A 24,017-nucleotide genomic window follows, 5' to 3' on the forward strand; every position below is an offset into this window, starting at 1 on the left:
CATAAAAAAAGAGGAGAAATGTTACATTTTCACCATGAACCTTCTCTTGCGGTCATTTGCTCTTTCGTATAAATAATACGCATTGGATTTCCACCTACGAAAGCACCGCTCGGTACATCTCTATGAACAAGTGTGCCAGCTGAGACAGTCGCACCGTCTCCAATGTTCACACCTGGTAATATTGTTACATTCGCTCCAATCATTACTTCATTTCCAATGACGATTTCGCCAAGTCGATATTCACGAATTAAATATTCATGTGCTAAAAGCGTTGTGTTATAGCCAATAATCGAATTCTCTCCCACAGTTATCTTTTCTGGGAACATAATATCCGGCATTACCATAAGCGCAAATGATGTTTTCTTTCCTACTTTCATCCGTAAAAAAGTGCGGTACAACCAATTTTTTACGGATAAAAATGGCGTGTAACGCGCAATTTGGATAATAATAAAGTTTTTCATTACCTTCCAAAAAGACACTGTTTTATACACATTCCATAACGAATTTTCTCCTGAAACAGGATAGCGCGTTGTCCGTCGCACTTAGCTCGCTCCTCTACTAACTTACTTGGACCTTTATGAACGGTTCATGTTAGACAAAATCGGTAGCAAATCACTCATTTTATCTAGCATAAAGTCCGGCTTGTAAGCCTCTAAATACGCTCTACCTTTCAACGTCCATGAAACCGCAGCTGTTTTCGTCCCCGCATTTTGACCACCGACAATATCATGATGATTATCCCCAACCATCAATGCCTCTTCTGGTTTTGCATCTAATAATTCAAGCGCTTTTTGAAGTGGCTCCGGATGTGGTTTCACATGCTCTACATCATCAATTGTCACGACAACATCAAAAAATTCATCAAGCTTTGACAACTGTAATCCCATCTCAACGGTTTGTCTCGCTTTCGTTGTAACAATACCAACTTTATAACCTTGCTTCTTCAACTCTCGAACTGTTTCATATACAGTTTCATATTCTTCTACTAATTCATCATGATGATCATGGTTAAATTTCCGATAGCTAGTAATCATCTCTTCAACCTTACTTTCATCAATCTTGCTGAAAGTATCATGCAAAGATGGACCGATAAATGGCAACACATCTTCACGCTTATATTGATTTGGATAATATGTATTTAAAGTATGTAAAAACGAAGAAATAATAAGTTCATTTGTATTAATTAAAGTTCCATCTAAATCAAATAACACGGTATTTATTCTCATCGCCTTAGTCCTTTCGCCTTCCTGAATATGAAAGAAGCAGCATCTTATAATAAGATGCTACTTGTCTCTAATTTTCTAAATATCTTTTATCAGCTTGCCCCATTTTTCGTCTCACAATAATGAAAATAATAGAAATAACAACAAGTCCAATTGACATTACTTGTGCAATACGAAGTGGTCCTAGCATTAAACTATCTGTACGTAAGCCTTCTACGAAGAAGCGTCCTACTGAATACCAAATTAAATATGTGAAGAATAACTCCCCGCGACGTAAATTCACTTTTCTTAATGCAAGTAGTAAAATTACGCCTGCAAAATTCCATAATGATTCATATAAAAACGTCGGATGATAGTACACACCCTCAATATACATTTGATTAATAATGAAATCTGGTAAATGAAGACCTTCTAAAAACTGTCTCGTTACTTCATCACCATGCGCCTCTTGGTTCATAAAGTTTCCCCATCGGCCAATTGCTTGTCCTAGTAAAATACTTGGTGCAGCAATATCAGCCAACTTCCAGAAGGAAACCCCGCGTCGCTTCGCAAAAAGAATTCCGGTAATAACAGCTCCGATTAAACCACCATGAATCGCCAAACCGCCTTGACGAATATTAATAATTTGACTCGGATTTTGTGCGTAATATTCCCATTCAAAAATAACATAGTACATTCTCGCAAAAAGAATAGCGATCGGTACTGCAATTAATACAAGGTCAACAAATGTATCTTTTGGAATACCTAGCCTTTCTCCCTCGCGAGTTGCCAGCCAAAGACCTAATAGCACACCTGTACCGATAATAATCCCGTACCAATACACAGGAAACGGCCCAAGTTGGATAGCTACACGGTCAAGCTGTGGTACAGAAGCTAACAGCATATGTATATGACCTCCCTCTCCAAAGTTTACTCCTGATTTCCTAACTCAATTGCACTCATTAATCGTTCAGAGAACTGCTGTGCTGCATTGACTCCCATACGTTTCAAACGGAAGTTCATCGCTGCTACTTCAATAATAACAGCCAAGTTTCGACCAGGACGAACTGGAAGTGTAATCTTCGTAAGTTCTGTATCAATAATTTTCATCTTCTCTTCATCAAGACCTAAGCGATCGTAATTTTTCTTTTGATCCCAAATTTCAAGATTAATAACAAGTGTAATACGCTTATAATTTCGTACTGCCCCTGCACCGAATAACGTCATAACGTTAATAATACCTAGACCGCGAATTTCTAATAAATGCTCGATTAAATCTGGTGAACTTCCGACTAACATATCTTCATCTTCTTGACGAATTTCTACACTATCATCCGCAACAAGACGGTGACCACGCTTTACAAGCTCAAGAGCTGTCTCACTTTTACCAACACCACTTTGACCTGTAATTAAAACACCAACGCCGTAAATATCTACTAACACACCATGAACAGCTGTTGTTGGTGCTAACTTACCTTCTAAATAGTTTGTTAAACGACTTGATAATCTCGTTGTCGTTTGAGAAGAACGTAATAAAGGCATACCTGATTCACGTGATGCTTGTAATAACTCATCTGGTACATCTTGATTACGAGTTACAATAATACATGGCGTCTCCTCAGTACAAAGCGCTTTCATTCTCTCTTGTTTTTGCTCTGACGTTAACGTGTCAAAGAAAGTAAGCTCCGTTTTACCAAGAAGCTGCACACGATCTGCTGGATAGTATGTAAAAAATCCTGCCATTTCAATTCCAGGTCGTGATAAATCACTTGTATCAATTGGACGATGAATACCTTCTTCACCACTGATTAACTCCAATTGAAATTGTTCAATTAAATCTTTTGTCCTTACTTTCGGCATATGTATAAACCTCCACTCCGCTGCGGGTTCAGTCTCGTTTGATGTAAAATTCCATTCTATCGGATATTGTACCATTTTTTTCTGAAAACAAGAAATACGGTTTCTAATAAATAGAAAAAAACATTTCATACGAATAATGAAATGTTTTTCTTTTTGTCACTTTCTCTTTTTTTCATATAGAGGCTCAACAATTGCCTTTTCAATTATCATATTAAAAATTGAAATACAAATTGCCGCAACAATCGCTACACCAAATCCTGATATATTAAAAGCATCTCCTAATAATGAATCTGCTATTTTTAACGTAATCGCATTAATAACAATTAAGAAGAAGCCGAAAGTTACAACAGTAATTGGTAGCGTAATTAAAATTAAAAATGGCTTTACGAACACATTTAAAACCGCCAATATAATACTCGCAATAATTGCAGTTTGTATATTTGCTACGTAAAATGCATCTGGTGCAATCCCTTTTAAAAGTCCCGATACAGCGATTAACACAACGCTATTTACAAGAAGTGATACAATCCATCTCATTTCGTCACACATCCTTTTAAACATATATATTTCATCATACGCTAATAGATAATAAACGCAAGTATGATACGAACACTTATATCAACTTATTCTATCTTTCATGCTTGTATACCTACTAACATTTCTTAGTAAAATAAGGGCCGCACCATCTATGTTCATGAGTTTTTACAAAAGTCCAAGTGAACTCTTTATCTACAATATAGATATCACCTTTATACGCATCGTCCCTCTCACACAATATATCATCCATATGTAACAAACTCGCATCCTTTATTAACAGTACCTCATCACAGTGTTGATAGAAAATGTAGCACTCCTTTTTCACTTCATTATGAAACGCGTTCTTTGCTTCTTTCCCCTCTAAACACTTCTTTTTCTCATAACTAAATATGTGCCATAGATAATCACATCCATACTTATCTCCATAAAGAAAAATGTCTTCTTTTTCTTCATCACTTAAATGATTTGCAAAGTTATCCTCCCAGCGCTTCCGAAAATATACACCCCAATTTTGAAACTCTCTTACCTTCATATTTTTCTTTCTTAAAACATCTACAAATTCCATTTTCTCCCCCTATGAACGAAAAACCGAGTGCCATTTCCACTCGGTTTTTCGTAATACACTTATTGAGATAACTCTACTTCTTTTATCTTCTCTTTCATTCTTGCTTTATCACGATTTAAAATCTCTTTTAAATATTTACCTGTATATGAACGCTCTTCTTTCACTACTTGCTCTGGCGTTCCGGAAGCAACGATTTGTCCACCTTTATCTCCACCCTCTGGTCCAAGGTCAACGATATAATCAGCTGTTTTTATCACATCTAAATTATGTTCAATTACAAGTACCGTCTCACCGCTCTCAACAAGACGTTGCAGCACTTCTAGAAGACGTGCAATATCATGCGCATGCAAACCAGTCGTTGGTTCATCTAAAATGTATAACGTACGTCCTGTAGAACGACGGTGTAATTCAGAGGCTAATTTCACACGCTGTGCTTCCCCACCAGATAATGTTGTTGCTGGTTGACCTAATTTCATATAACCAAGCCCAACGTCTACAAGCGTTTGAAGTTTACGCTTAATTTTTGGGATATTAGCGAAGAACTCTACTCCATCTTCAATTGTCATCCCTAACACTTCAGAAATATTCTTATCTTTATATTTCACTTCTAACGTTTCACGATTATATCGTTTACCGTGACAAACTTCACACGGAACATACACATCTGGTAGGAAATGCATTTCGATTTTAATAATTCCATCACCACGGCACGCTTCACAACGGCCACCTTTTACGTTAAAGCTGAAACGTCCTTTTTGATATCCGCGCACTTTCGCTTCATTCGTTTGTGCAAACACATCACGAATATCATCAAATACACCTGTGTACGTCGCTGGATTAGAACGTGGTGTACGACCAATTGGTGATTGATCAATATCAATTACTTTATCTAAATGTTCAAGACCTTTAATCTCTTTATGAGTACCTGGCTTCGCTTTCGCTTTATATAACTTTTGAGCTAGCGATTTATATAGTACTTCATTAATCATCGTACTTTTACCAGAACCAGATACCCCTGTTACCGCTACAAACGTACCGAGTGGGAATGACATTTTCGCATTCTTTAAGTTATTCTCTTTTGCGCCGACAATCTCTACTTTACGTCCATCACCTTTACGTCTTTCAAGTGGAACTGGAATAAACTCTTTACCGCTTAAATACTTCCCTGTTAATGAATTCTCATCTTGCATAACTTCAGCCGGCGTCCCCGCTGAAACGACCTGTCCACCGTGAATACCTGCACCAGGCCCTATATCAAGTAAATAGTCAGCAGCCATCATCGTATCTTCATCATGTTCAACAACGATTAACGTATTACCTAAATCGCGCATTTCTTGCAATGTACGAATAAGACGATCGTTATCACGCTGGTGTAAACCAATTGAAGGTTCATCAAGAATATAAAGTACGCCAGTTAGACGAGAACCAATTTGCGTCGCTAAACGAATACGCTGCGCCTCACCACCTGATAAAGTTCCTGCGGCACGACTTAACGTTAAATAATCTAAACCAACGTTCACTAAGAACCCAACGCGCTCCTGAATTTCTCTTAAAATTAAATGAGCTATTTTTTGTTGCTTCTCCGTTAGCTCTACATTCGAGAAGAATTCTTGTACTTCTTGAACTGAATACTTCGTTACGTCAGCAATCGTTTTTCTGCCAACGAAAACAGCTAAACTCTCAGGCTTTAAGCGTCCACCTTTACACTTCGGACAAGCTTGCTCTGCCATATACTTTTCCATTTGCTCACGAACATAATCAGAACTCGTTTCACGATAACGACGTTCAATATTTGGAATAACACCTTCAAATAAAATCTCATTTTCCTTTACTTGACCAAATTCATTTACATAGCGGAAATAAACCTTCTCTTCACCGCTTCCGTATAACACTTTATCAAATAAATCTTTCGGTATATTTTTCACAGGCACATCCATATCAACGCCATAATGATTACATACAGATTGTAAAAGTTGCGGGTAATATTGTGAGCTTGTCGGTTCCCAAGGTGCAATTGCATGTTCATTTAATGATAAATCCCAGTTCGGGATAACAAGCTCTAAATCTACCTCTAGCTTTGAACCAAGTCCATCACAAGAAGGACATGCTCCGAACGGACTGTTGAATGAGAACATACGCGGCTCTAATTCTCCGATTGAAAAACCACAATGCGGACAAGCATGATGTTCACTAAATAGAAGTTCCTCTTCTCCCATTACATCAATTAACACTCGGCCTCCGCCAAGCTTTAATGCACTTTCAAGTGAATCAGCAAGACGGCTTGCGATTCCTTCTTTTACAACAATACGGTCAATTACAACTTCAATGGAATGCTTCTTATTTTTATCTAACGTAATATCTTCAGATACATCAAGCATTTCACCATCAACACGTACACGAACATATCCTTGCTTCTTAATATCTTCAAGTACTTTCACATGTGCACCTTTACGCCCAGACACGATAGGAGCTAACACTTGTAATTTCGTACGCTCAGGATATTCAAGAACACGGTCTACCATCTGTTCCACTGTTTGTGATGTAATTTCAATGCCATGATTTGGACAAATTGGCGTACCAATTCGCGCAAATAATAAACGTAAATAATCATAAATCTCCGTTACCGTTCCGACAGTTGAACGTGGATTACGACTCGTCGTTTTTTGATCGATTGAAATCGCTGGTGACAATCCTTCAATCGTGTCCACATCCGGCTTATCCATTTGTCCTAAAAACTGGCGCGCATACGCAGATAATGATTCTACGTATCTGCGCTGCCCTTCTGCATAAATCGTATCAAATGCTAATGATGATTTCCCCGAACCAGACAATCCCGTTACAACGACAAGCTGATTTCTCGGAATGGTTACATCAATATTTTTTAAGTTATGTGCTCTAGCACCTTTTACAACGATAAAATCCTTGCTCTTACTCACTTTTTTCACCCTTCCGCTTTTAATTCTAATAGTAAATCTCTTAGTTCAGCTGCACGCTCGAAGTCTAACGCTTTTGCTGCTTCTTTCATCTCTGCTTCCATCTTCGCAATTGTCTTTTCGCGCTCTTTTTTCGTCATTTTCTTAGAAGGAGTTGCTTCGTATGTTTCTGTCTCTTCAGCAGCTGTCGTTGCACGGATAACATCACGAACGCCTTTTTGAATCGTTTTCGGTGTAATACCATGCTCTTCATTGTAAGCTTCTTGTATACTACGACGACGCTTCGTTTCTTCAATCGCAATCCCCATAGATTTCGTTATACGATCTGCATACATAATAACGCGGCCGTTTTCATTACGCGCGGCACGACCAATTGTTTGAATTAATGAACGTTCTGAACGCAAAAATCCTTCCTTATCAGCATCTAAAATAGCGACAAGTGATACTTCCGGAATATCTAATCCTTCTCGCAATAAGTTAATGCCGACAAGTACATCAAATTTACCGAGGCGAAGATCACGGATAATTTCAATACGTTCTAACGTTTTAATTTCAGAGTGAAGATAGTTAACTTTAATTCCTACATCTTTTAAGTAATCCGTTAAATCCTCTGACATTTTCTTCGTTAAAGTCGTAATTAATACACGTTCATTTTTTGCAATGCGATCTTGAATCTCTCCTAATAAATCGTCAATTTGCCCTTCAATTGGTCGTATATCAATTGGCGGATCTAAAAGTCCTGTTGGACGAATAATTTGTTCTATTACTTCTGGTGACTGCTCTAACTCGTACGGTCCTGGCGTTGCCGAAACATAAATAACTTGATTCGTTTTCTCTTCAAACTCATCAAACGTAAGCGGCCTATTATCTAAAGCCGATGGCAGACGGAATCCATGATCCACAAGCACTTGTTTACGTGCTTGGTCACCGTTATACATCGCTCTTACTTGCGGTACTGATACGTGCGACTCATCCATAACGATTAAGAAATCTTTCGGGAAATAGTCTAATAACGTATACGGCGTTGCCCCCGCTGGACGAAGTGTTAAATGACGGGAGTAGTTTTCAATACCTGAACAAAAGCCCATCTCGCGCATCATTTCTAAATCATAACGTGTACGTTGCTCTATACGCTGCGCTTCTAACAACTTACCGTTATCATTTAACTCCTTTAAACGCTCTTCTAATTCTTTTTCGATATTTTCAATAGCGACCTTCATTTTCTCTTCACGTGTAACGAAGTGAGATGCTGGGAAGATTGCTACATGATCACGTTCTGCTAATACTTCACCTGTTAACGCATTTACTTCACGAATACGATCGATTTCATCACCGAAAAATTCAATTCGAATACAATGCTCATCAAGTGATGCCGGGAAGATTTCAACTACATCTCCGCGTACACGGAATGTACCACGCTTGAAATCAATATCATTACGTCCATACTGTACATCAACAAGTTCACGAAGCAATTGATTGCGGTCTTTTTCCATACCAACTCGAAGCGAAACAACTAGCTCGCGGTATTCTTCTGGAGAACCTAAGCCATATATACACGAAACACTCGCAACGATAATTACATCGTCCCGTTCAAATAATGCAGACGTTGCCGAGTGACGCAATTTATCAATTTCATCATTAATCTGCGCATCTTTTTCAATAAACGTATCTGTTTGCGGCACATACGCTTCTGGCTGATAATAATCGTAGTAACTAACAAAATATTCAACTGCATTATTCGGGAAAAAGTCTTTCAACTCACTATACAACTGCCCTGCTAACGTTTTATTATGAGCCATAACAAGTGTTGGCTTTTGCACTTCTTTAATGACATTTGAAATCGTAAATGTCTTACCCGTTCCTGTCGCTCCAAGCAACACTTGCTTTTTCTTTCCACTATTAATTCCCTCTACAAGCTTCTCTATAGCTACCGGCTGATCACCTTGCGGGGAATACGCTGAGACAATTTCAAATTGACGTTCCAAGAAAATCCGACCTCCTCATAAAAATCTGTATTATTATTTTACCACGAATACCTATAAAAAACCTAAAAAAACGAACAGATATTCGGTAAAGTTTTCGACAATATACACATAGAAAAAGGAAGGAGTAAATACTTCCTTCCTCTACTAATTCTATTTTTTAGGTACATATACTAAGTCATATCCATTGCGCCCAGCTTCATTCATACAATCTATTAACCGATAAGTACTTTCTGATTCGCGCTGCTCTTTAACAATACCTTTACAACTATCTTTATGTAACCCTTTATCCTTCCCAGCAAATTTGTCTTTTCTATTATCTGACACATAAAATATATCGTTCCCACTATACTCTAACGTTTGAAAAATCGGGTCCCCTTCAAGGGTATACTGTACAATTCTTATTTTATCAACTTCCCTTTGCTCGACATTCAAAACGAACTTTTCAAATTTATCTAGATTGAGAATTCCTGCTCCCTTTACAATGACATCATTCTTCTTATCAATTGTAGTGCTAGATGGTGAACATGCTACTAAACTAAAGAGAAATAGACTTATAAAACTGGTTCTTTTTCCTATTGTCATCCTCTCCTATAAAAATTATTTGTATACCAGAAAAGCTACTTTCAATTATGAAAGTAGCTATTCTTTTCCTTTCTCCTTCTTCGGAAAAATCACATATGAAAATGAAATCGCTGTATCAACTAAAAATATAATCGCCCACACTTGACTCACGCGACTTGCAGCTTTATTTAAAACGATTCCCGATTCTAACCAATTACCCCATTGTTCAAATGGAATAAATCCATACGCGAAGAAAAAGAATATGTGCACACCAACGAATAAAACAAGATGTAATACCCAATTTTTTATTTCCTGCTTTGCATAGGCCATACCTGTTAATTCTACCTGTTCTTCAATAATAGGCGCCGGTTCATTACGCCATTTCGCAACTGATTTTTGTACAAATATATCAAGCTTCTTTAAATCCTTTTTCCCGTAGAAAACTGCATATAATAAAATGATTACAGTAATAATCTGAAAGTTAGAGAACTTTCCTGTTTGATAATAGTCCACTACCCCTAAAGTTAAAATAAATACTTCATTTACGAGGAGTACAATCCCCATAATAAAACTCGCTCTTTTCAAACGGAATCCGTAGCGAAGTAAAAAGAAACCGATAGCTGATAACCAAAATACAATTTCTGCCCCAATTAAAAAATACCAACGATATTCTGCGAGTATACTCATTTATCCTTCTCCCTTTCATCATAAATACGAAAAGCCTCATCCATATATGCTAAAAGTTCTTCTTCAATTGGATACATGCTCATTTTCTGTGAATCTTCCTTCGATTTTCTAACTTCCCATAACTTATCTAAAAACGCTTCGTCACCATTAGCCATTTCTAAACATTTCTGCATTAATTTCTTCGTTGCCTCTTGTACTTCATCACTTGCGACTTCTTTACCGTCTTTCATAAAAGTACGTAATTGCTTTAATAAATCTATCCATTCTAAAACATTCGGATCTTCCTCACTCATATTTGGCAAATTCTGAAGCAATTTTTGTTCTTCCTTTGAAAATACTTCATTTTGAAATATTTCACGTATACGAGGAGACTGTTTTGAAAGCTGAATAAGTTCAAACATAACTTTCCAATCAAGTTCTCCCTCTACATCTACCGAATAAACAACTGCTTGTAAAACACGCTCCATTCGATTAAATTTCTTTTGTTCTTCCTGTACAAACCGAAGTTGTTTTTCAAGCGAATTTTTTAAATCCAGCTCACCTTTTACTAACATATTCGCAGCTTCTTTTAATGAAAATCCCATTTCTTTCAAAAATAAAATTTGTTGCAAACGAATAACGTCATTTTCACTATATAACCGATGTCCACCCTCTGTTTTTCCGCTCGGCTTTAATAAATCTATTTGATCATAATAACGTAGTGTACGTACTGTAACCCCTGTTTCTTTCGTCAATTCTTGTATTGAAATCACTACCATCACCTCTTCCCTCTCATTATAAAAGATGACGTTACGTAACTTTCAAGCGTTTTGTAAAAAAAATACAAAAAGCTGTTTATACAAAGTGTATAAACAGCTTTTATGGAAATAACCCCTTTTGTATGGCGCGCCCACAAAATAAAATAAGTGCTCCAACAACAACACTCGTTGCCGTTTTATGATAATGGGCTAATAATAATAAATAATACGATAAACCTACAGTACCAATCATAATACAAATGCTCGGCACTGGATTACGAGAAAAGTTTTGCATTCCCCAAAGAAGCGAAAATATAGCTGTAGCGACACATAACACCGGTAATCCCATCCCAGTTCCCCTTTTTCTATCTATTATTCCTTGTTGCTAACACGCTCGTTGATGCGATACTAATTAATAAATCAAAACCAATCCTTATATATTTAAACGTTTACTCTAATTGAAATCTCTCAAACTTATCGTTCATTTTCTCTCCCCTTACTCCAGCGTAAAGATTTCCTCCACCTTCACTCCAAAATACTTGGCGATTTTTAAAGATAACTCTAGACTCGGATTGTAATGATGGTTTTCAATCGCCACTATCGTCTGCCGCGTCACTTGCATCGCCTTTGCCATTTCAACTTGCGTTATATGATTTTGCTTTCTTAACTCTTTTATTTTATTTTTCACACCCATAGGCTCCACCTTCAAAAGTAAAGATATCTTTACTTAAATTATAAATATTTTCCAGTTATAAGTAAAGATATCTTTACAAATTTTAGAAAAACGTTTCACTGAACACCTACTCTAATAAAGTACAAGAGTAATTCAATTTATATCAGCGCAACTTAAATTATATCGGCGATTTCCCAAATATATCAGCGCAACTCCATTTATATCGGCGATTTTTCAAATATATCGACATCCGTAGCGCTACTATAATCATAAGAAAAAGCTGTCCCCAAATACCTTCGGGAACAGCTTTCTCCTCTACTACATAAATCCTAGCGCATATACAAGAACGTATCCAAGAACCGATAAGCAAACCGAGCCAATCAGCCCCGCCACGAACGCTTTGCTTCCTAACTTACGGAACGTTTTAAACTCTACATTTAAACCAAGTCCTGCCATCGCCATTGCGATTAGCATATAAGCAATGACAACAATGTATCCCGCAACAACTTCTGGAATAATCCCGAGCGAATGCACGGCACTCATCGCTAAAAATCCGAAAATGAACCATGGAATTGGAAGGTCGCGCCACGATCTTTTTTCCTTGCTTCCTTCACTCTTTCCAAACCATAATCCAATTAAAATTGCTACTGGTACGAGCATTGCAACGCGCGTTAGCTTCACGATAACTGCGATGTCTATAGCCGTACTTCCTCCTGGCGCCGCGGCTGCGATAACATGAGCAATTTCATGCAGCGTGGCCCCTGAGAATACACCGTAACCATATGGAGATAGGCCAAGCACTGGATATAATAACGTATAAATAAGCGTAAATATCGTACCTAAAATAGCAATAATTGCAGCCCCAACTGCCGTTTCATCATCTTTTGCTTTCACTTGCGGCGCAATTGCCACGACCGCTGCCGCCCCGCAAATTGCTGTACCACATGCTGTTAAAATCCCAAGTTTCTTTTCTACCTTAAATACTTTCGTTAGTCCATATACAACGAAAATCGTAAATGTAATAACAACCGCTGCGATGACCAATACTTTCGGCCCTGCCTTCGCAATATCAACAAGATTTAATCGCATTCCAAGTAAGATGATTCCAAAGCGCAGCAACTTCTTACTCGCAAAGTTCGTCCCTGCAATCGCATCTTGAGGGACTCCAATTGCCGCACGCCAAACCATCCCAATTAGAATAGCAATTACTAATTGTCCCATAATATTTAAAAATGGAAGCTCTGCTAAATATTTCGCGGCAATTGCGATTAATAATGTAATCCCAATTCCTTGCGAAAATCCAAAACGCTTCTTCTTTTGTATAACAAGTGTTTGTTCCATTTTGAACCACTCCAATAATCGTATTGGAACATGCATGTTCTTTCTACTTACATTATAAGAGAGTTTCTATAATAAGTTTAATACCAATACCAAATCTCTATCATTAGAAATACTTATGATAAGATAATAGAAAAAGAAAGGAGCCCATTATATGAACGTAGACATTTTAAAAATTTTTGTTACTGTCGTTGAACAGAAACACTTCTCCCGTGCAGCAGAATTATTAAACCTTTCACAGCCTGGAGTAAGTATGCATATACGCAACTTAGAAAACGAATTTGGCACTATACTTATTCAACGCTCCCCGAAGCACGTCCAAGTTACTGAAGCTGGAAACATATTATATATACATGCAAAGCAAATGCTCTCTCTTTACGAAGATGCTAAACAAGAAATTAATGAACTACATAACGTTGTAACAGGAACACTGCGCATTGGTGCTAGTTTTACAATTGGCGAATACTTACTTCCAAAAATACTGGCTAACTATGCGAATGAAAATCCACACGTCGAAGTTCATACTTTCATCTCAAATACAGAAGACGTTTTGCAAAGCCTTCGCTCTAATCAAATTGATATCGGCCTAGTGGAAGGACAAGTCGTATACGCCGACGTAGATGTTGAAACATTTATGCAAGATGAAATGAAGCTCGTCGTCCCGCCAAATCATCCATTACTCCGCACAAATGAAATAAATGAAAGTACACTCCAAGATCAAGTATGGGTATTAAGAGAAAGTGGTTCTGGTACACGCGCTTATAGTGACCGCTTTATTCATCAACACCATTTAAAAATGAAACGATTCTTTACATTCAGTAGTATCCAAAGCGTAAAGGAAGCTGTTAGTGCCGGGCTTGGCATCGCTATCCTTTCTGATTGGACTGTACGGAAAGAGCTACTAGCAAAAGAACTATTCCACGTCGAAGTTCCAAATGAACAACTCATCCGTCCATTCTCCATCGTGCGCGGCAAATATTTTATTCCGTCTAAAGCTATTCAAGTGTTTTTAAATCATGTAGATTCCTTTGCGAAAAAACAGCATTGACCTTCACATTAGTGTGAAGGTTTACAATACATGTAAAAGGAGTGAAATACATTGCGAATTGGAGAATTATCAAAAGAAACTGGCGTTAGTGAAAGATCACTAAGACATTACGAAGAAAAGGGCTTACTCCCTTCTAAGCGCCTTGCAAATGGTTACCGTGATTTTGATGAAAGTGCCATCGAAAAAGTGGAGCTTATTCAAATGTACTTACAAATTGGCTTAAATTTAGAAGAGACGGCAAGGATGCTGCGCTGCCTTGAAATTGAACCGCACCTGTACGACAATCCGTGCAGCAGTATCCTTACGCTTTACGAAGATAAACTCAATGAAGTAACAAAGCAAATCTCATTGCTTTCCAACATCCAAACGAATTTGCAAAAACACGTTTCACTCCTAAAACATGCAAAAGAAAAGGGATGATTACATGTTTGTTATACATGGCAGTTCAAGAAAAAACGGAAATACAGAAGCTTTAACACATATGATGATAGAGGACATTGAAACAGAACAAATTTATTTGCGTGATCATACCGTCTATCCTATTACAGACCAACGTCATGATGCAGAAGGATTCCAATCCGTAAATGATGACTATGAGCAGTTAACGAAACGCATGCTAGAACACGACACGATTATCTTTGCTACACCATTATATTGGTACGGAATGAGTGGACATATGAAAAATTTTGTTGATCGCTGGTCACAAAGCTTGCGCGATACATCCCTTCATTTCAAAGAAAAAATGAAAGGCAAAAAAATGTATGTTGTCATCGTTGGCGGGGACAACCCAAAGGTAAAAGCATTACCGCTTATTGCTCAATTCCAATATATCTTTGATTTTGTTGGCTCTTCATTTGAAGGTTATGTTATTGGGAATGCGAATGGAATAGATGAAATCCAAAATGATGCTGAGGCGCTAGCGAAGGCACAAATTTATAATAACGAATTCAAAAATCATAAATAGAAATAAGTTTGACAAAAACGATGACATCAAATCTCTCGAACAAGAATACGAAACATTATTAATTGAAATCCGGAAATGTAAAGAGGCACTCTAATGTCTTCCCTATATATCGACGGGACCTTCCGCATTTCCCAAGAAATATTGAAACTTCGACATAGAATATAAAAAGCCGTGCACCAGCACGGCTTTTTACTTTATATACGAACAGCAGTCCCGCTCACCGCAACCATTAGCATCCCTTCGCGAACTACTTCGTAATCCACGTCGATACCAACAATTGCATTCGCATTTTTTTGTCTTGCGAAAGTTTTCATTTCTTCCATTGCGATGTCGCGCGCTTCTTTTAATTTACTTTCATAAGCGCCAGCACGACCGCCGACAACGTCACGAACAGAGGCGAAAAGGTCACGAACGATATTCGCGCCCATAATCGCTTCTCCATTGACGATATCGATATACTCAATAATTTCTTTTCCTTGAATTGTAGACGTTGTTGTTACAATCATACTTTATAGCCTGGTTTAAAATTCTTATAAAAATCTATAAATTGTTGGCGAACCAAGTCAAATGCCAACTACCGAAAAGGAATCTCACCTTTTTCCTGTCCGTAAGGGTTGTGACCTTTTCATCCACCTATTGTGAAAGAATGACGGCAGGTTCCTGTTAGGAACGATCTGCCCTTGCATACTACCATTCATCCAAGTCAGTAGTATGCAAGAGGTTATAAGAAATAAACCAGTACCCCCCTTCTCATTTAAATTTTAAATACGAATTGTTGATTGTTCATATAAACAGTTTTGTGAAGAATGCTCCACAATTTCCAATTATGATATTCTTTCCACGTTTGAATTGTTTGTAACCATTTTTTATATACTTTTTGCGTATTCTTTTTACTTTCTTCCATGGAAGCAACAAGAATACGCAGTTTTGTTGTAATTTGGTTTTTTAATAATAATATAATTTCTTGTGGTACTTGTTCTTGCAATTCTAATCCACGTCTTGCGATCGTGAATGCGGCTGCTTCATGAACACTAATACCAAAATTTTTACTGTATTTTAATTTTCCGATCACACTTGTATAAGCGGGGTTTACTCTTTTAACAGAAAATCCGTTACGAAGAGCCATACGAATTAAACTGTTCAACATCTTTTTATACGTAAATTGATGGAAATTACGATTACTGTATTTATCAGTATCATGAGATTGTTGAAACTTTAAATCTTCTAAAACAATTCCACCTACATTGTTTTCCAATAACCATGTTTTAATTTGTTGTACGATTTGTCCAATTATCGTTGCGCGTTTGTTTGTTGAAAATGTATTCAGATTGTGTAGATAAAAAATTTTTGAACCTTTAAAATTACCTTGTTTTGTACATAAACTAACTGCAATGCGGTCCGGATTTACATCAATTCCTGCAATTACATCTGATTGTGGTGTTTCCTTGAAATCTAGTACACGACCTATTTCTGTTTCATCAAACGTAATATTTACATAAAATTCATTTTGTTTACGAATGATTTCTACACTATATTTTTGATGCTCTATAATCGGTTTTCCTTTTGGATTTACACCGATTTGCTTTCCCATAACGACATTTGTAATTTGATGATAAAAACGATATGGAATCATAATCGGAACTTTGATTCGGGGGCTCTTTGTTTTTCCATTTGTTCGTCCTAATGGATTTGCAATTTCTAACCATCCTTGCCCACAGTCATCAACTGTAATGCGCATGTTCAAATTCCCTTTTTTGCTTTTATCTCCGCGAGAATATAATTGTCGTGTCCGCAAATCTTTCCATTCTTGATTGGATATCTTGCTTTTCATTCTTTCATAGAAATTTTTCCGCCCACCAAAAATAATAGGAGGTAATGTTTTATTTTTAATATGTTTTGCATACGTTTCAATTCTTTGTTCTAATTTTTGTTTTCGTTTTCTTAAACCAATTAAACAAGTTTCTAATGAAACTTGTTTAATTCTTTTTTTGCCGCGTTCATAATCATCTATTTTTTGTAACGTCTTTTCTAACTTTTTTTGATTGTTTTCTAGGTAAACAGGAAGAAGTTCTTTTTGAGAGAAAAGGATCGTTTGCGCTTGTAAAATCGCATCTTCACAAAAACGTTTATTTAATAAATATTTAGGTTGTAGTTTTTTTATCAATTCTTTCTCGTTTTCGCCCTCAATCAAACGATTAAAACTATATCGTTTTGCACTTTCGAACGTACGGATCAAAGTAATTAAAGCTTCCGTTTGTTCTTTTGTAATAGAATTGATTTTACAAGTACGTGTTGTTTTCATCCTTTTCCCCCTTTTCATCACCTGAAAATATTATAGGTTGAATTCTGTAAAATATAAAACCTGTAATTGTAAATTTTTATAGTTTTTTATAGATTCTTATTTACTGTTATTACCTCCCATATGAGATTTTTACCTACTTATGGTGCACTAATTCAGTACAAATTATATTTACAAACTAAACTGAGCTTCGTATAACCTACTGTATCCTCCACCTTGCTCAATTAATTCATTATGTGAACCTTGTTCTGCAATGCCATCTTTATTTACAACGACGATGCGATCTGCATTTTTAATCGTTGCAAGTCTGTGAGCGATAACTAATGTTGTACGACCAACAGATAGTTCAGCAAGCGATTTTTGAATCGCAAGTTCCGTCTCTGTATCTAGTGCAGAAGTTGCTTCATCCAATATTAAAATTGGTGGGTTTTTTAAGAACATACGAGCAATAGCTAGACGCTGCTTTTGTCCACCTGAAAGTTTCACGCCGCGCTCACCGATAACAGTATCTAAACCGTCCGGCTGTGAGTAAATTAAATCTTCTAACTGCGCACGTTTTACTGCCTGCCAAATTTCAGCCTCTGATGCCTTTAAATTTCCGTAAGCGATATTTTCACGAATTGTTCCTGAAAATAAGAACACGTCTTGCTGCACAATTCCAATTTGCTTACGAAGTGAAGATAATGTCATATCTTTCGTATCAATTCCATCAATTTGAATCGATCCAGATGATTGCTCATAAAAACGTGGTAATAGGCTACATAACGTCGTTTTCCCAGCTCCTGATGGTCCAACGAACGCAACCGTTTCACCTGCATGTATTTTCAAACTAATGTCATTTAAAATCGGTTCTTTGTTTTCATATCCGAACGTAATGTTGTTATATTGAATATCACCATGTACATGTTTAACTTCCATTGCATCTTTAGAGTCTACAATGTCAGGCTCTGTTTCAAGAAGCTCTACATATCTTTTAAAACCGGCGATTCCCTTCGGATAGCTTTCGATTACCGCGTTAATTTTTTCAATTGGGCGGAAGAAAATATTCGTTAATAGAACGAATCCGATAAATCCACCGTACGTTAATTCTCCTTGCAGAACAAACCATGTACCGCATATTAAGACGAAGAGCGTTACGAGACGCATGAGCATATAACTAATCGATGAATTTAACGCCATAATTTTATACGCCATTAATTTCGTTGTACGGAAACGAGCGTTGTTGACAGCAAATTGCTCTTTCTCAAACTTTTCATTTCCGAATGCTTGTACAACACGAATTCCCCCAACATTGTTCTCAATGCATGCATTAAAATCAGCAACGTCTGAGAATAAACGTCTAAATGTACCTGTCATTTTTTTATTAAAGTAAAGTGCTAACCATAATAGGAATGGAATGACGAAGAACGTTAATAACGCTAACTTCCAGTTGATCATCATCATAAATGAGAATGCCCCAACTAAAGTCATTACGGCGATAAATAAATCTTCCGGTCCATGATGAGCAATTTCCCCAATTTCCATTAAATCGTTTGTAAGGCGTGAAATTAAATGACCTGTTTTATTATTATCAAAAAATCTGAATGATAGCTTTTGAATATGATCAAATAATTTCTGCCTCATATCTGTTTCAATGTTAACACCAAGCATATGTCCCCAATATGTAACGACATATTGTAAGCCTGCATTTAACATATAAACTGCGAGTAAACCGAAACAAGCCCATAAAATAAGCGTCCAGTTTTGCCCTGGCAATAACTTATCAATAAATTGATTTACGATAAGCGGGAAGCCGAGTTCTAATAATCCTGCGACAACCGCACAAGAAAAGTCGAGTATAAATAAACCTTTATACGGTTTATAGTACGAGAAAAATTTACGCAGCATATCTTACCTCCATTTTCCAAAATTAAAAAGACTCCCTAAATGATAACCATTATCAAATAATTATTCAAGTTATCCGTCTATGAAACTGAAAATAAGCTTTGCGATAGTTGTCGTTTTTTGCTGGAAAGTCGATATATTCGAATAATCGCCGATATATTTCGAGTTGCGCTGATATATTTGCAAAATCGCCGATATATTTCAAGTTGCGCTGATATATTCGGATAATCGCCGATATAAATTTCATTTACTAACTACTCTCCCCTCCCCCAAAAACAAAAAAGGTACCACCACAAGGTGATACCTTTCCTTCTATTACATCGCTTCCGAATCCCACTCGTGCTCCTGCTCAACGAATACAATACCTAATTCGTGATGCCCACCAGCATATAATGCAGTTTGTGCAAGACGAAGCTCACCATTTGTATCTAATACTTCTAATTTACAAAATGCTCCTGTCGTCTTCGTTTGAAGCGCATCATAAAATTCCTCAGCGCTTTTTGGAATAACTCCATTTACTTTCGTAATAATTTCTCCAGGCAGTAACTTTAGCTCTGCTCCAATTGTATTTGGAATTGTATCTAGTACAACGAGCCCATCATTGCGTGCAGCAAAATATGCTGGTCTTGTTTCATCGGCAATTTTCTCTTGCATCGAGATTGTGAAACGCCCAAGCATTGCGACTCCCATCGCGATAATTGCAAGTACGTGCCACCAATAACTTGCGATTCCTAAAACGAGCACAAGTCCTGCTAATCCATAAACACGTCTTCCTGTAAATAATAAGGCTTCCGTCGGCTCATAACTTTTAATCTTTCTCATAAATCCAATTAAAAATGGAACGAGGAATAGAGAATATGTATTTGAACCGATTGAAACGACAGGCCACCATGAAATAAACTGCGTTACCGCATCACCCGGTACAAGAATAAAAATAGGAACGATCCATAAACGCTTTGATTCGTGTAAACCAATCTTTAATCCACGCTTCCCCTTCCTAATCCTCGGCGTCGAATATCCTACTGCGTTTTTAGAAATCAATAAGCCTTCTACAATAAGCATAACGCCTAGTAAAATAACAAGGGATACAATGGTACTCTCTTCACCTTCTCGAAGCTGTAAAAAGGAAACTGGTAGCTTAGAAGATAATAGAACACATACAATCGCAATGCTAAATGTATAAGCTGCCGATAAATATCGATACATAGCCGTTAATCCAAATAGTAACGTCCAAATTAAAATGGCCCATAAGCTTGCTTTAGAAACAACAAGTCCAAGCCCAATCGTAACAATAGATACTACTAATCCGTATCCAATCCCTGCAAATAGAGAGGTTCGCAGTTCAAACCAAATATCATAAACTTTAAAAGAAAAATCTTTTCGTTCTCTTAACATACGTAAGTATCCAACGAAGATACTACTTATTACAAATATATAGACAGCAGGGTGTAAGAAAAAACGTCCAACTGCCCGCATTATTTCAAAAATCCACGCCTCCATGAACTCATTCACCACCATTTATATCATTCTTTCTTTTTATATTATCATAACTAAACAAACGTTTGTTTAACACAAAAAAATACAGGCAGCAAACTGCCTGTATTTCTTCTTATTTTGCCATTAATTTTAATGCTGACTGTAATTGTAGATCATTTTCTCCAGAACGAATTTTTTCGATAATTTTAGTTTGAATCGCTTCAGCTGTCTTTTTATCAAGCTGTCCTGTCGCTTCCATCTCATTTGCATTTTGGAATGCTTTCAGAGCCGATTCTGTCTCTTTACTAAAGTATCCATCTTCACGACCTGGTACATACCCTAAGCTCTTAAGCATTTCTTGAGCATGTTTTACTTGTACATCATTTGAATTGTATGAAAGTGTTTTTTCAATTTGAATTGGTGTCGCATGATAATAATTTGGTTGCTTCACTTCTACTGTTGGCGCGATTCCTTTTTTATGAATCCAGTTCCCATCCGGTGTTAACCATTTAAACATCGTTAATTTAATGTTGCTGCCGTCTTTAAATGGAACAGCTTGCTGGACAGTACCTTTACCAAATGTCTTTTCACCAATTAAATCGTATCCTTCTCCTTCTTTTAGCGCACCCGCTAAAATCTCTGAAGCAGAAGCACTTCCATTATCAATTAATACTGAAATTGGATATGGTTTTCTCTCTTTCAGTTCCGTAGAGAATTTCTTCTTCTCACCATTTCGCTGCTCTACTTGTAGCATCGGCTTTTTATTCGTCATAATTTCCCCTAGTATATCTTCTACACTATTTAAATAGCCACCAGGATTACCACGTACGTCAATAACTAAGCCTTTTATATTTTTCTTCTCTAACTCTTTTAACTGATCCTTAAATTCTTTCGCTGTATTTTCAGCAAAAGAAGTGATTTGCATATAACCGATATTTTTTCCACTCTCTTGCTTCACAGAACTAAATACTGTAAAGATTGGAATCTTTTCACGCTTAATTTTAAATACGATCGGATCAGTTACTCCCGCACGTTTAATTTCAATTGCGACAGTCGTTCCCTTTTTACCACGAATTTTTAATACTGCTTCTTCACGTGATAAGTCTTTCACACTGTTTCCATCTACAGATAAAATTTGGTCATTCGGTTTAATTCCTATCTTTTCTGCTGGTGAACCTTTAATTGGCGATACGATAATAAGCTTACCGTCCGTCTTGTTCACCTCAGCACCAATCCCCTCTAATTCGGGATCAAGTGATTCACTAAACTGTTTGGCTGTTTCTTTATCCATATACGTGGAATAAGGGTCCTTCAGCGTAGACAACATACCTTGTATTGCACCTTCAACTAACTTTTCATCTTTCACGTCTTCCACATAACGTGAATCAATTAGTGCATACGCCTCATTAATTTTTGCCAAATTCCCTTGCGCAGTGCTAGCATTCCCACTCGAAATTGTTTGCGTTACTTCTGATGGGTTAACCCCAAATACAGACATGCCTGCAAACATTCCGCCAGCACCAATTAAAAATGCAACAACCATTCCAATAATTGCAACTCTACGTTTCAATGCGGAATTCCCCTTTCCAAAACACACAGGTGGTGTAGCAAAAGGCATCACACAGTGTGTGATGCCTTTACCTATTTCTACTATATGATAAGCTTGTACGAATTATGTTTGCAACTTTTTATACTTTTAAGAAGCGACGAATTGACATTACACTTCCCCACATACCGATTAAAGCACCGATTAACACTAGTAAACCAGCTAATTGGAATACGAACGGACTGTATGGTAGAAGCTCGAAAATTGTTCCGCCAAGTTTTTCATTAAACACACCTTGCAACGAATTATACGTAATTAGAATTAGGCCAATTGGAATAATTGATCCTAATACTCCTAAGAATAATCCCTCTAGCAAGAATGGCCAACGAATAAACCAGTTTGTTGCACCAACAAGTTTCATAATTTCAATTTCTGTACTACGAGCATAAATTGTAATTTTAATTGTATTAGAGATTAAGAACATCGCTGTGAATAAAAGACCAGCAATTAATGCAATCCCAATGTTACGACCAGTTTTTACAGTATCAAATAATCGTTCAACTTGCCCTTTTCCGTACTGAACATTACTAACAAACTGCATTTTTTCAACCTTCTTCGCGATTGTCGCTGTATCGGTTGGTTCTTTTGCTTTTACAACGAATACGTTTTTAAGTGGGTTATCTTGTTCAAATAACTCAAATGTTTTTCCACTATCACCTAAGCTTTTAATTAAACGTTTTAACTCTTCTTCTTTAGAAGAATATTTAATAGAATCTACTTTTGCAATCTTACTCATATCTTCTTCTAATTTCTTTTGATCCGCTTCTTTTGCAGCTGGATCAATGTGTACACGAATCTCTACATCTTGCTCTACTTTCGTGGCAAAATGGTTCATATTCATAATCGCTGTTAAAAAGACACCTACAAGTAATAATGTAACTGTTACTGCACTAACAGAAGCAAATGTCATCCATCCGTTACGTGATAGATTCTTTACACCTTCTCGCAAATGTCGACTAAGGGTCTTAGCCTTCATATCCGTATCCTCCCTCAATCTCATCTCGAACAATTTTTCCGCCTTCAATCGCGATTACACGATGACGGATTGTATTTACGATATCTGCATTATGCGTCGCCATAACGATCGTTGTGCCGCGCTCATTAATGCGAGTAAAAATATTCATAATATCAAGAGCTGTTTCAATATCTAAGTTACCTGTTGGCTCATCGGCAATTACAACCTTTGGTCTATTTACAATTGCTCTTGCAATAGCCACACGTTGTTGCTCCCCGCCCGAAAGCTCACTTGGAAGTGCGTCTGCACGATCTTCAAGGCCTACAAGACCTAGCACTTCTGTTACACGCTCACGAATTGCATCCGGTTCTTCTTCAATTACTTCTAAAGCAAACGAAACATTCTCATATACCGTTAATTTAGGTAGCAATTTAAAATCTTGGAAAATTACGCCTAATTGACGACGAAAATACGGAACGTCTCTTTCTGCCAATGTTTCGATAGTAAGTCCATTTACATTAATAGATCCTGTAGATGGTTTCTCTTCACGATACATCATTTTAATAAATGTAGATTTCCCGGCTCCACTCGGTCCAACTACGTATACGAATTCACCTTGTTTAATGTTAACTGTAAGACCAGCAATGGCTTTCATACCATTCGGGTACTCCTTATAAACATTCGTCATTTTTATCATTATTTATCAC

General features: G+C 37.0%; 24 protein-coding genes and 1 pseudogene. 4 read left to right on the forward strand and 21 right to left on the reverse strand.

Annotated elements, in window-relative coordinates; all coding sequences use genetic code 11:
- Nucleotides 1–29 precede the first annotated feature (29 nt).
- The 14 genes from BHV55_RS25640 to BHV55_RS25705 all read right to left on the reverse strand — a co-directional run bounded on the left by BHV55_RS25640 (nucleotide 30) and on the right by BHV55_RS25705 (nucleotide 13,081).
- Nucleotides 30–542, reverse strand: a complete 513-nt coding sequence (locus BHV55_RS25640) for an acyltransferase (protein ID WP_001255073.1) — start codon at nucleotides 540–542, stop codon at nucleotides 30–32.
- 33 nt (nucleotides 543–575) lie between these two features.
- Nucleotides 576–1,226 (reverse strand): pyrophosphatase PpaX, encoded by a 651-nt coding sequence (gene ppaX, locus BHV55_RS25645; protein ID WP_002097946.1) that lies wholly within the window; start codon nucleotides 1,224–1,226, stop codon nucleotides 576–578.
- 67 nt (nucleotides 1,227–1,293) lie between these two features.
- On the reverse strand, nucleotides 1,294–2,106 hold the full coding sequence (lgt, locus tag BHV55_RS25650) for a prolipoprotein diacylglyceryl transferase (RefSeq protein ID WP_000922848.1): 813 nt from the start codon (nucleotides 2,104–2,106) through the stop codon (nucleotides 1,294–1,296).
- 26 nt (nucleotides 2,107–2,132) lie between these two features.
- Entirely contained in the window at nucleotides 2,133–3,062 is a 930-nt protein-coding gene (gene hprK, locus BHV55_RS25655) for an HPr(Ser) kinase/phosphatase (protein WP_001127250.1), read from the reverse strand.
- A gap of 156 nt (nucleotides 3,063–3,218) precedes the next feature.
- Entirely contained in the window at nucleotides 3,219–3,599 is a 381-nt protein-coding gene (locus tag BHV55_RS25660) for a phage holin family protein (RefSeq protein WP_001267308.1), read from the reverse strand.
- A 115-nt stretch (nucleotides 3,600–3,714) separates the two neighbouring features.
- On the reverse strand, nucleotides 3,715–4,164 hold the full coding sequence (locus BHV55_RS25665) for a DUF4275 family protein (RefSeq protein WP_070757707.1): 450 nt from the start codon (nucleotides 4,162–4,164) through the stop codon (nucleotides 3,715–3,717).
- 59 nt (nucleotides 4,165–4,223) lie between these two features.
- Complete coding sequence (gene uvrA / locus BHV55_RS25670; RefSeq protein ID WP_070757706.1) at nucleotides 4,224–7,100, reverse strand: excinuclease ABC subunit UvrA; 2,877 nt, start codon at nucleotides 7,098–7,100, stop codon at nucleotides 4,224–4,226.
- Between the two features lie 5 nt (nucleotides 7,101–7,105).
- Complete coding sequence (uvrB, locus tag BHV55_RS25675) at nucleotides 7,106–9,082, reverse strand: excinuclease ABC subunit B (protein ID WP_000441060.1); 1,977 nt, start codon at nucleotides 9,080–9,082, stop codon at nucleotides 7,106–7,108.
- 150 nt (nucleotides 9,083–9,232) lie between these two features.
- On the reverse strand, nucleotides 9,233–9,664 hold the full coding sequence (locus BHV55_RS25680) for a DUF4362 domain-containing protein (protein ID WP_000152001.1): 432 nt from the start codon (nucleotides 9,662–9,664) through the stop codon (nucleotides 9,233–9,235).
- Between the two features lie 57 nt (nucleotides 9,665–9,721).
- Complete coding sequence (locus BHV55_RS25685) at nucleotides 9,722–10,330, reverse strand: hypothetical protein (protein WP_000025224.1); 609 nt, start codon at nucleotides 10,328–10,330, stop codon at nucleotides 9,722–9,724.
- Nucleotides 10,327–11,088: a MerR family transcriptional regulator gene (locus BHV55_RS25690; protein ID WP_070757704.1), complete on the reverse strand. Its 762-nt coding sequence runs from the start codon at nucleotides 11,086–11,088 to the stop codon at nucleotides 10,327–10,329. Before BHV55_RS25690 ends, BHV55_RS25685 begins: the two co-directional genes overlap by 4 nt.
- Before the next feature lie 100 nt (nucleotides 11,089–11,188).
- Nucleotides 11,189–11,416, reverse strand: a complete 228-nt coding sequence (locus BHV55_RS25695) for a hypothetical protein (protein WP_000524139.1) — start codon at nucleotides 11,414–11,416, stop codon at nucleotides 11,189–11,191.
- Between the two features lie 147 nt (nucleotides 11,417–11,563).
- Entirely contained in the window at nucleotides 11,564–11,761 is a 198-nt protein-coding gene (locus BHV55_RS25700) for a helix-turn-helix transcriptional regulator (protein ID WP_000538364.1), read from the reverse strand.
- Between the two features lie 297 nt (nucleotides 11,762–12,058).
- Entirely contained in the window at nucleotides 12,059–13,081 is a 1,023-nt protein-coding gene (locus BHV55_RS25705; RefSeq protein WP_000438437.1) for a YeiH family protein, read from the reverse strand.
- 151 nt (nucleotides 13,082–13,232) lie between these two features.
- Here BHV55_RS25705 and BHV55_RS25710 point away from each other — a divergent pair, with 151 nt between their 5' ends.
- The 4 genes and pseudogenes from BHV55_RS25710 to BHV55_RS27960 form a co-directional block, all read left to right on the forward strand.
- Entirely contained in the window at nucleotides 13,233–14,126 is an 894-nt protein-coding gene (locus BHV55_RS25710) for a LysR family transcriptional regulator (protein WP_070757702.1), read from the forward strand.
- A gap of 51 nt (nucleotides 14,127–14,177) precedes the next feature.
- A complete protein-coding gene (locus tag BHV55_RS25715; protein ID WP_001219199.1) occupies nucleotides 14,178–14,546 on the forward strand; it encodes a MerR family transcriptional regulator in 369 nt (122 codons plus the stop codon).
- A 4-nt stretch (nucleotides 14,547–14,550) separates the two neighbouring features.
- Entirely contained in the window at nucleotides 14,551–15,090 is a 540-nt protein-coding gene (locus tag BHV55_RS25720) for a flavodoxin family protein (RefSeq protein ID WP_070757701.1), read from the forward strand.
- 16 nt (nucleotides 15,091–15,106) lie between these two features.
- A pseudogene (locus tag BHV55_RS27960) lies at nucleotides 15,107–15,184 on the forward strand (macrolide transporter); the annotation flags it as partial.
- A gap of 100 nt (nucleotides 15,185–15,284) precedes the next feature.
- Here BHV55_RS27960 and BHV55_RS25725 read toward each other — a convergent pair.
- The 7 genes from BHV55_RS25725 to ftsE all read right to left on the reverse strand — a co-directional run bounded on the left by BHV55_RS25725 (nucleotide 15,285) and on the right by ftsE (nucleotide 24,007).
- Nucleotides 15,285–15,596 (reverse strand): heavy metal-binding domain-containing protein, encoded by a 312-nt coding sequence (locus BHV55_RS25725; RefSeq protein WP_000637523.1) that lies wholly within the window; start codon nucleotides 15,594–15,596, stop codon nucleotides 15,285–15,287.
- 248 nt (nucleotides 15,597–15,844) lie between these two features.
- Entirely contained in the window at nucleotides 15,845–17,392 is a 1,548-nt protein-coding gene (locus BHV55_RS25730; RefSeq protein ID WP_070757699.1) for an IS200/IS605 family accessory protein TnpB-related protein, read from the reverse strand.
- A 168-nt stretch (nucleotides 17,393–17,560) separates the two neighbouring features.
- Complete coding sequence (locus BHV55_RS25735; protein ID WP_070757697.1) at nucleotides 17,561–19,276, reverse strand: ABC transporter ATP-binding protein; 1,716 nt, start codon at nucleotides 19,274–19,276, stop codon at nucleotides 17,561–17,563.
- 312 nt (nucleotides 19,277–19,588) lie between these two features.
- Nucleotides 19,589–20,773, reverse strand: coding sequence for a PDZ domain-containing protein (locus tag BHV55_RS25740; RefSeq protein WP_000388615.1), 1,185 nt, complete (start codon nucleotides 20,771–20,773; stop codon nucleotides 19,589–19,591).
- A 109-nt stretch (nucleotides 20,774–20,882) separates the two neighbouring features.
- A complete protein-coding gene (locus BHV55_RS25745) occupies nucleotides 20,883–22,319 on the reverse strand; it encodes a S41 family peptidase (protein ID WP_080336154.1) in 1,437 nt (478 codons plus the stop codon).
- Nucleotides 22,320–22,437: 118 nt separating this feature from the next.
- Nucleotides 22,438–23,331, reverse strand: a complete 894-nt coding sequence (ftsX, locus tag BHV55_RS25750) for a permease-like cell division protein FtsX (protein ID WP_000645027.1) — start codon at nucleotides 23,329–23,331, stop codon at nucleotides 22,438–22,440.
- Nucleotides 23,321–24,007 carry a cell division ATP-binding protein FtsE gene (gene ftsE, locus BHV55_RS25755; RefSeq protein ID WP_000594321.1) on the reverse strand — a complete coding sequence of 229 codons (687 nt, stop codon included), beginning with the start codon at nucleotides 24,005–24,007 and terminating at the stop codon, nucleotides 23,321–23,323. The genes ftsX and ftsE overlap by 11 nt, the downstream gene beginning before the upstream one ends.
- Nucleotides 24,008–24,017: the final 10 nt, after the last annotated feature.

It is taken from the genome of Bacillus sp. RZ2MS9, from assembly GCF_001816185.2.
In the GTDB taxonomy this organism is placed as follows: domain Bacteria; phylum Bacillota; class Bacilli; order Bacillales; family Bacillaceae_G; genus Bacillus_A; species Bacillus_A cereus.

Coding starts and splice junctions, on each gene's coding strand:
- ppaX (WP_002097946.1), bottom strand. CDS start 1,226: ATGAGAATAAATACCGTGTTATTTGATTTAGATGGAACTTTAATTAAT.
- lgt (WP_000922848.1), bottom strand. CDS start 2,106: ATGCTGTTAGCTTCTGTACCACAGCTTGACCGTGTAGCTATCCAACTT.
- hprK (WP_001127250.1), bottom strand. CDS start 3,062: ATGCCGAAAGTAAGGACAAAAGATTTAATTGAACAATTTCAATTGGAG.
- BHV55_RS25660 (WP_001267308.1), bottom strand. CDS start 3,599: ATGAGATGGATTGTATCACTTCTTGTAAATAGCGTTGTGTTAATCGCT.
- BHV55_RS25665 (WP_070757707.1), bottom strand. CDS start 4,164: ATGGAATTTGTAGATGTTTTAAGAAAGAAAAATATGAAGGTAAGAGAG.
- BHV55_RS25680 (WP_000152001.1), bottom strand. CDS start 9,664: ATGACAATAGGAAAAAGAACCAGTTTTATAAGTCTATTTCTCTTTAGT.
- BHV55_RS25685 (WP_000025224.1), bottom strand. CDS start 10,330: ATGAGTATACTCGCAGAATATCGTTGGTATTTTTTAATTGGGGCAGAA.
- BHV55_RS25690 (WP_070757704.1), bottom strand. CDS start 11,088: ATGGTAGTGATTTCAATACAAGAATTGACGAAAGAAACAGGGGTTACA.
- BHV55_RS25695 (WP_000524139.1), bottom strand. CDS start 11,416: ATGGGATTACCGGTGTTATGTGTCGCTACAGCTATATTTTCGCTTCTT.
- BHV55_RS25700 (WP_000538364.1), bottom strand. CDS start 11,761: ATGGGTGTGAAAAATAAAATAAAAGAGTTAAGAAAGCAAAATCATATA.
- BHV55_RS25705 (WP_000438437.1), bottom strand. CDS start 13,081: ATGGAACAAACACTTGTTATACAAAAGAAGAAGCGTTTTGGATTTTCG.
- BHV55_RS25710 (WP_070757702.1), top strand. CDS start 13,233: ATGAACGTAGACATTTTAAAAATTTTTGTTACTGTCGTTGAACAGAAA.
- BHV55_RS25720 (WP_070757701.1), top strand. CDS start 14,551: ATGTTTGTTATACATGGCAGTTCAAGAAAAAACGGAAATACAGAAGCT.
- BHV55_RS25725 (WP_000637523.1), bottom strand. CDS start 15,596: ATGATTGTAACAACAACGTCTACAATTCAAGGAAAAGAAATTATTGAG.
- BHV55_RS25730 (WP_070757699.1), bottom strand. CDS start 17,392: ATGAAAACAACACGTACTTGTAAAATCAATTCTATTACAAAAGAACAA.
- BHV55_RS25735 (WP_070757697.1), bottom strand. CDS start 19,276: ATGCTGCGTAAATTTTTCTCGTACTATAAACCGTATAAAGGTTTATTT.
- BHV55_RS25740 (WP_000388615.1), bottom strand. CDS start 20,773: ATGGAGGCGTGGATTTTTGAAATAATGCGGGCAGTTGGACGTTTTTTC.
- ftsX (WP_000645027.1), bottom strand. CDS start 23,331: ATGAAGGCTAAGACCCTTAGTCGACATTTGCGAGAAGGTGTAAAGAAT.
- ftsE (WP_000594321.1), bottom strand. CDS start 24,007: ATGATAAAAATGACGAATGTTTATAAGGAGTACCCGAATGGTATGAAA.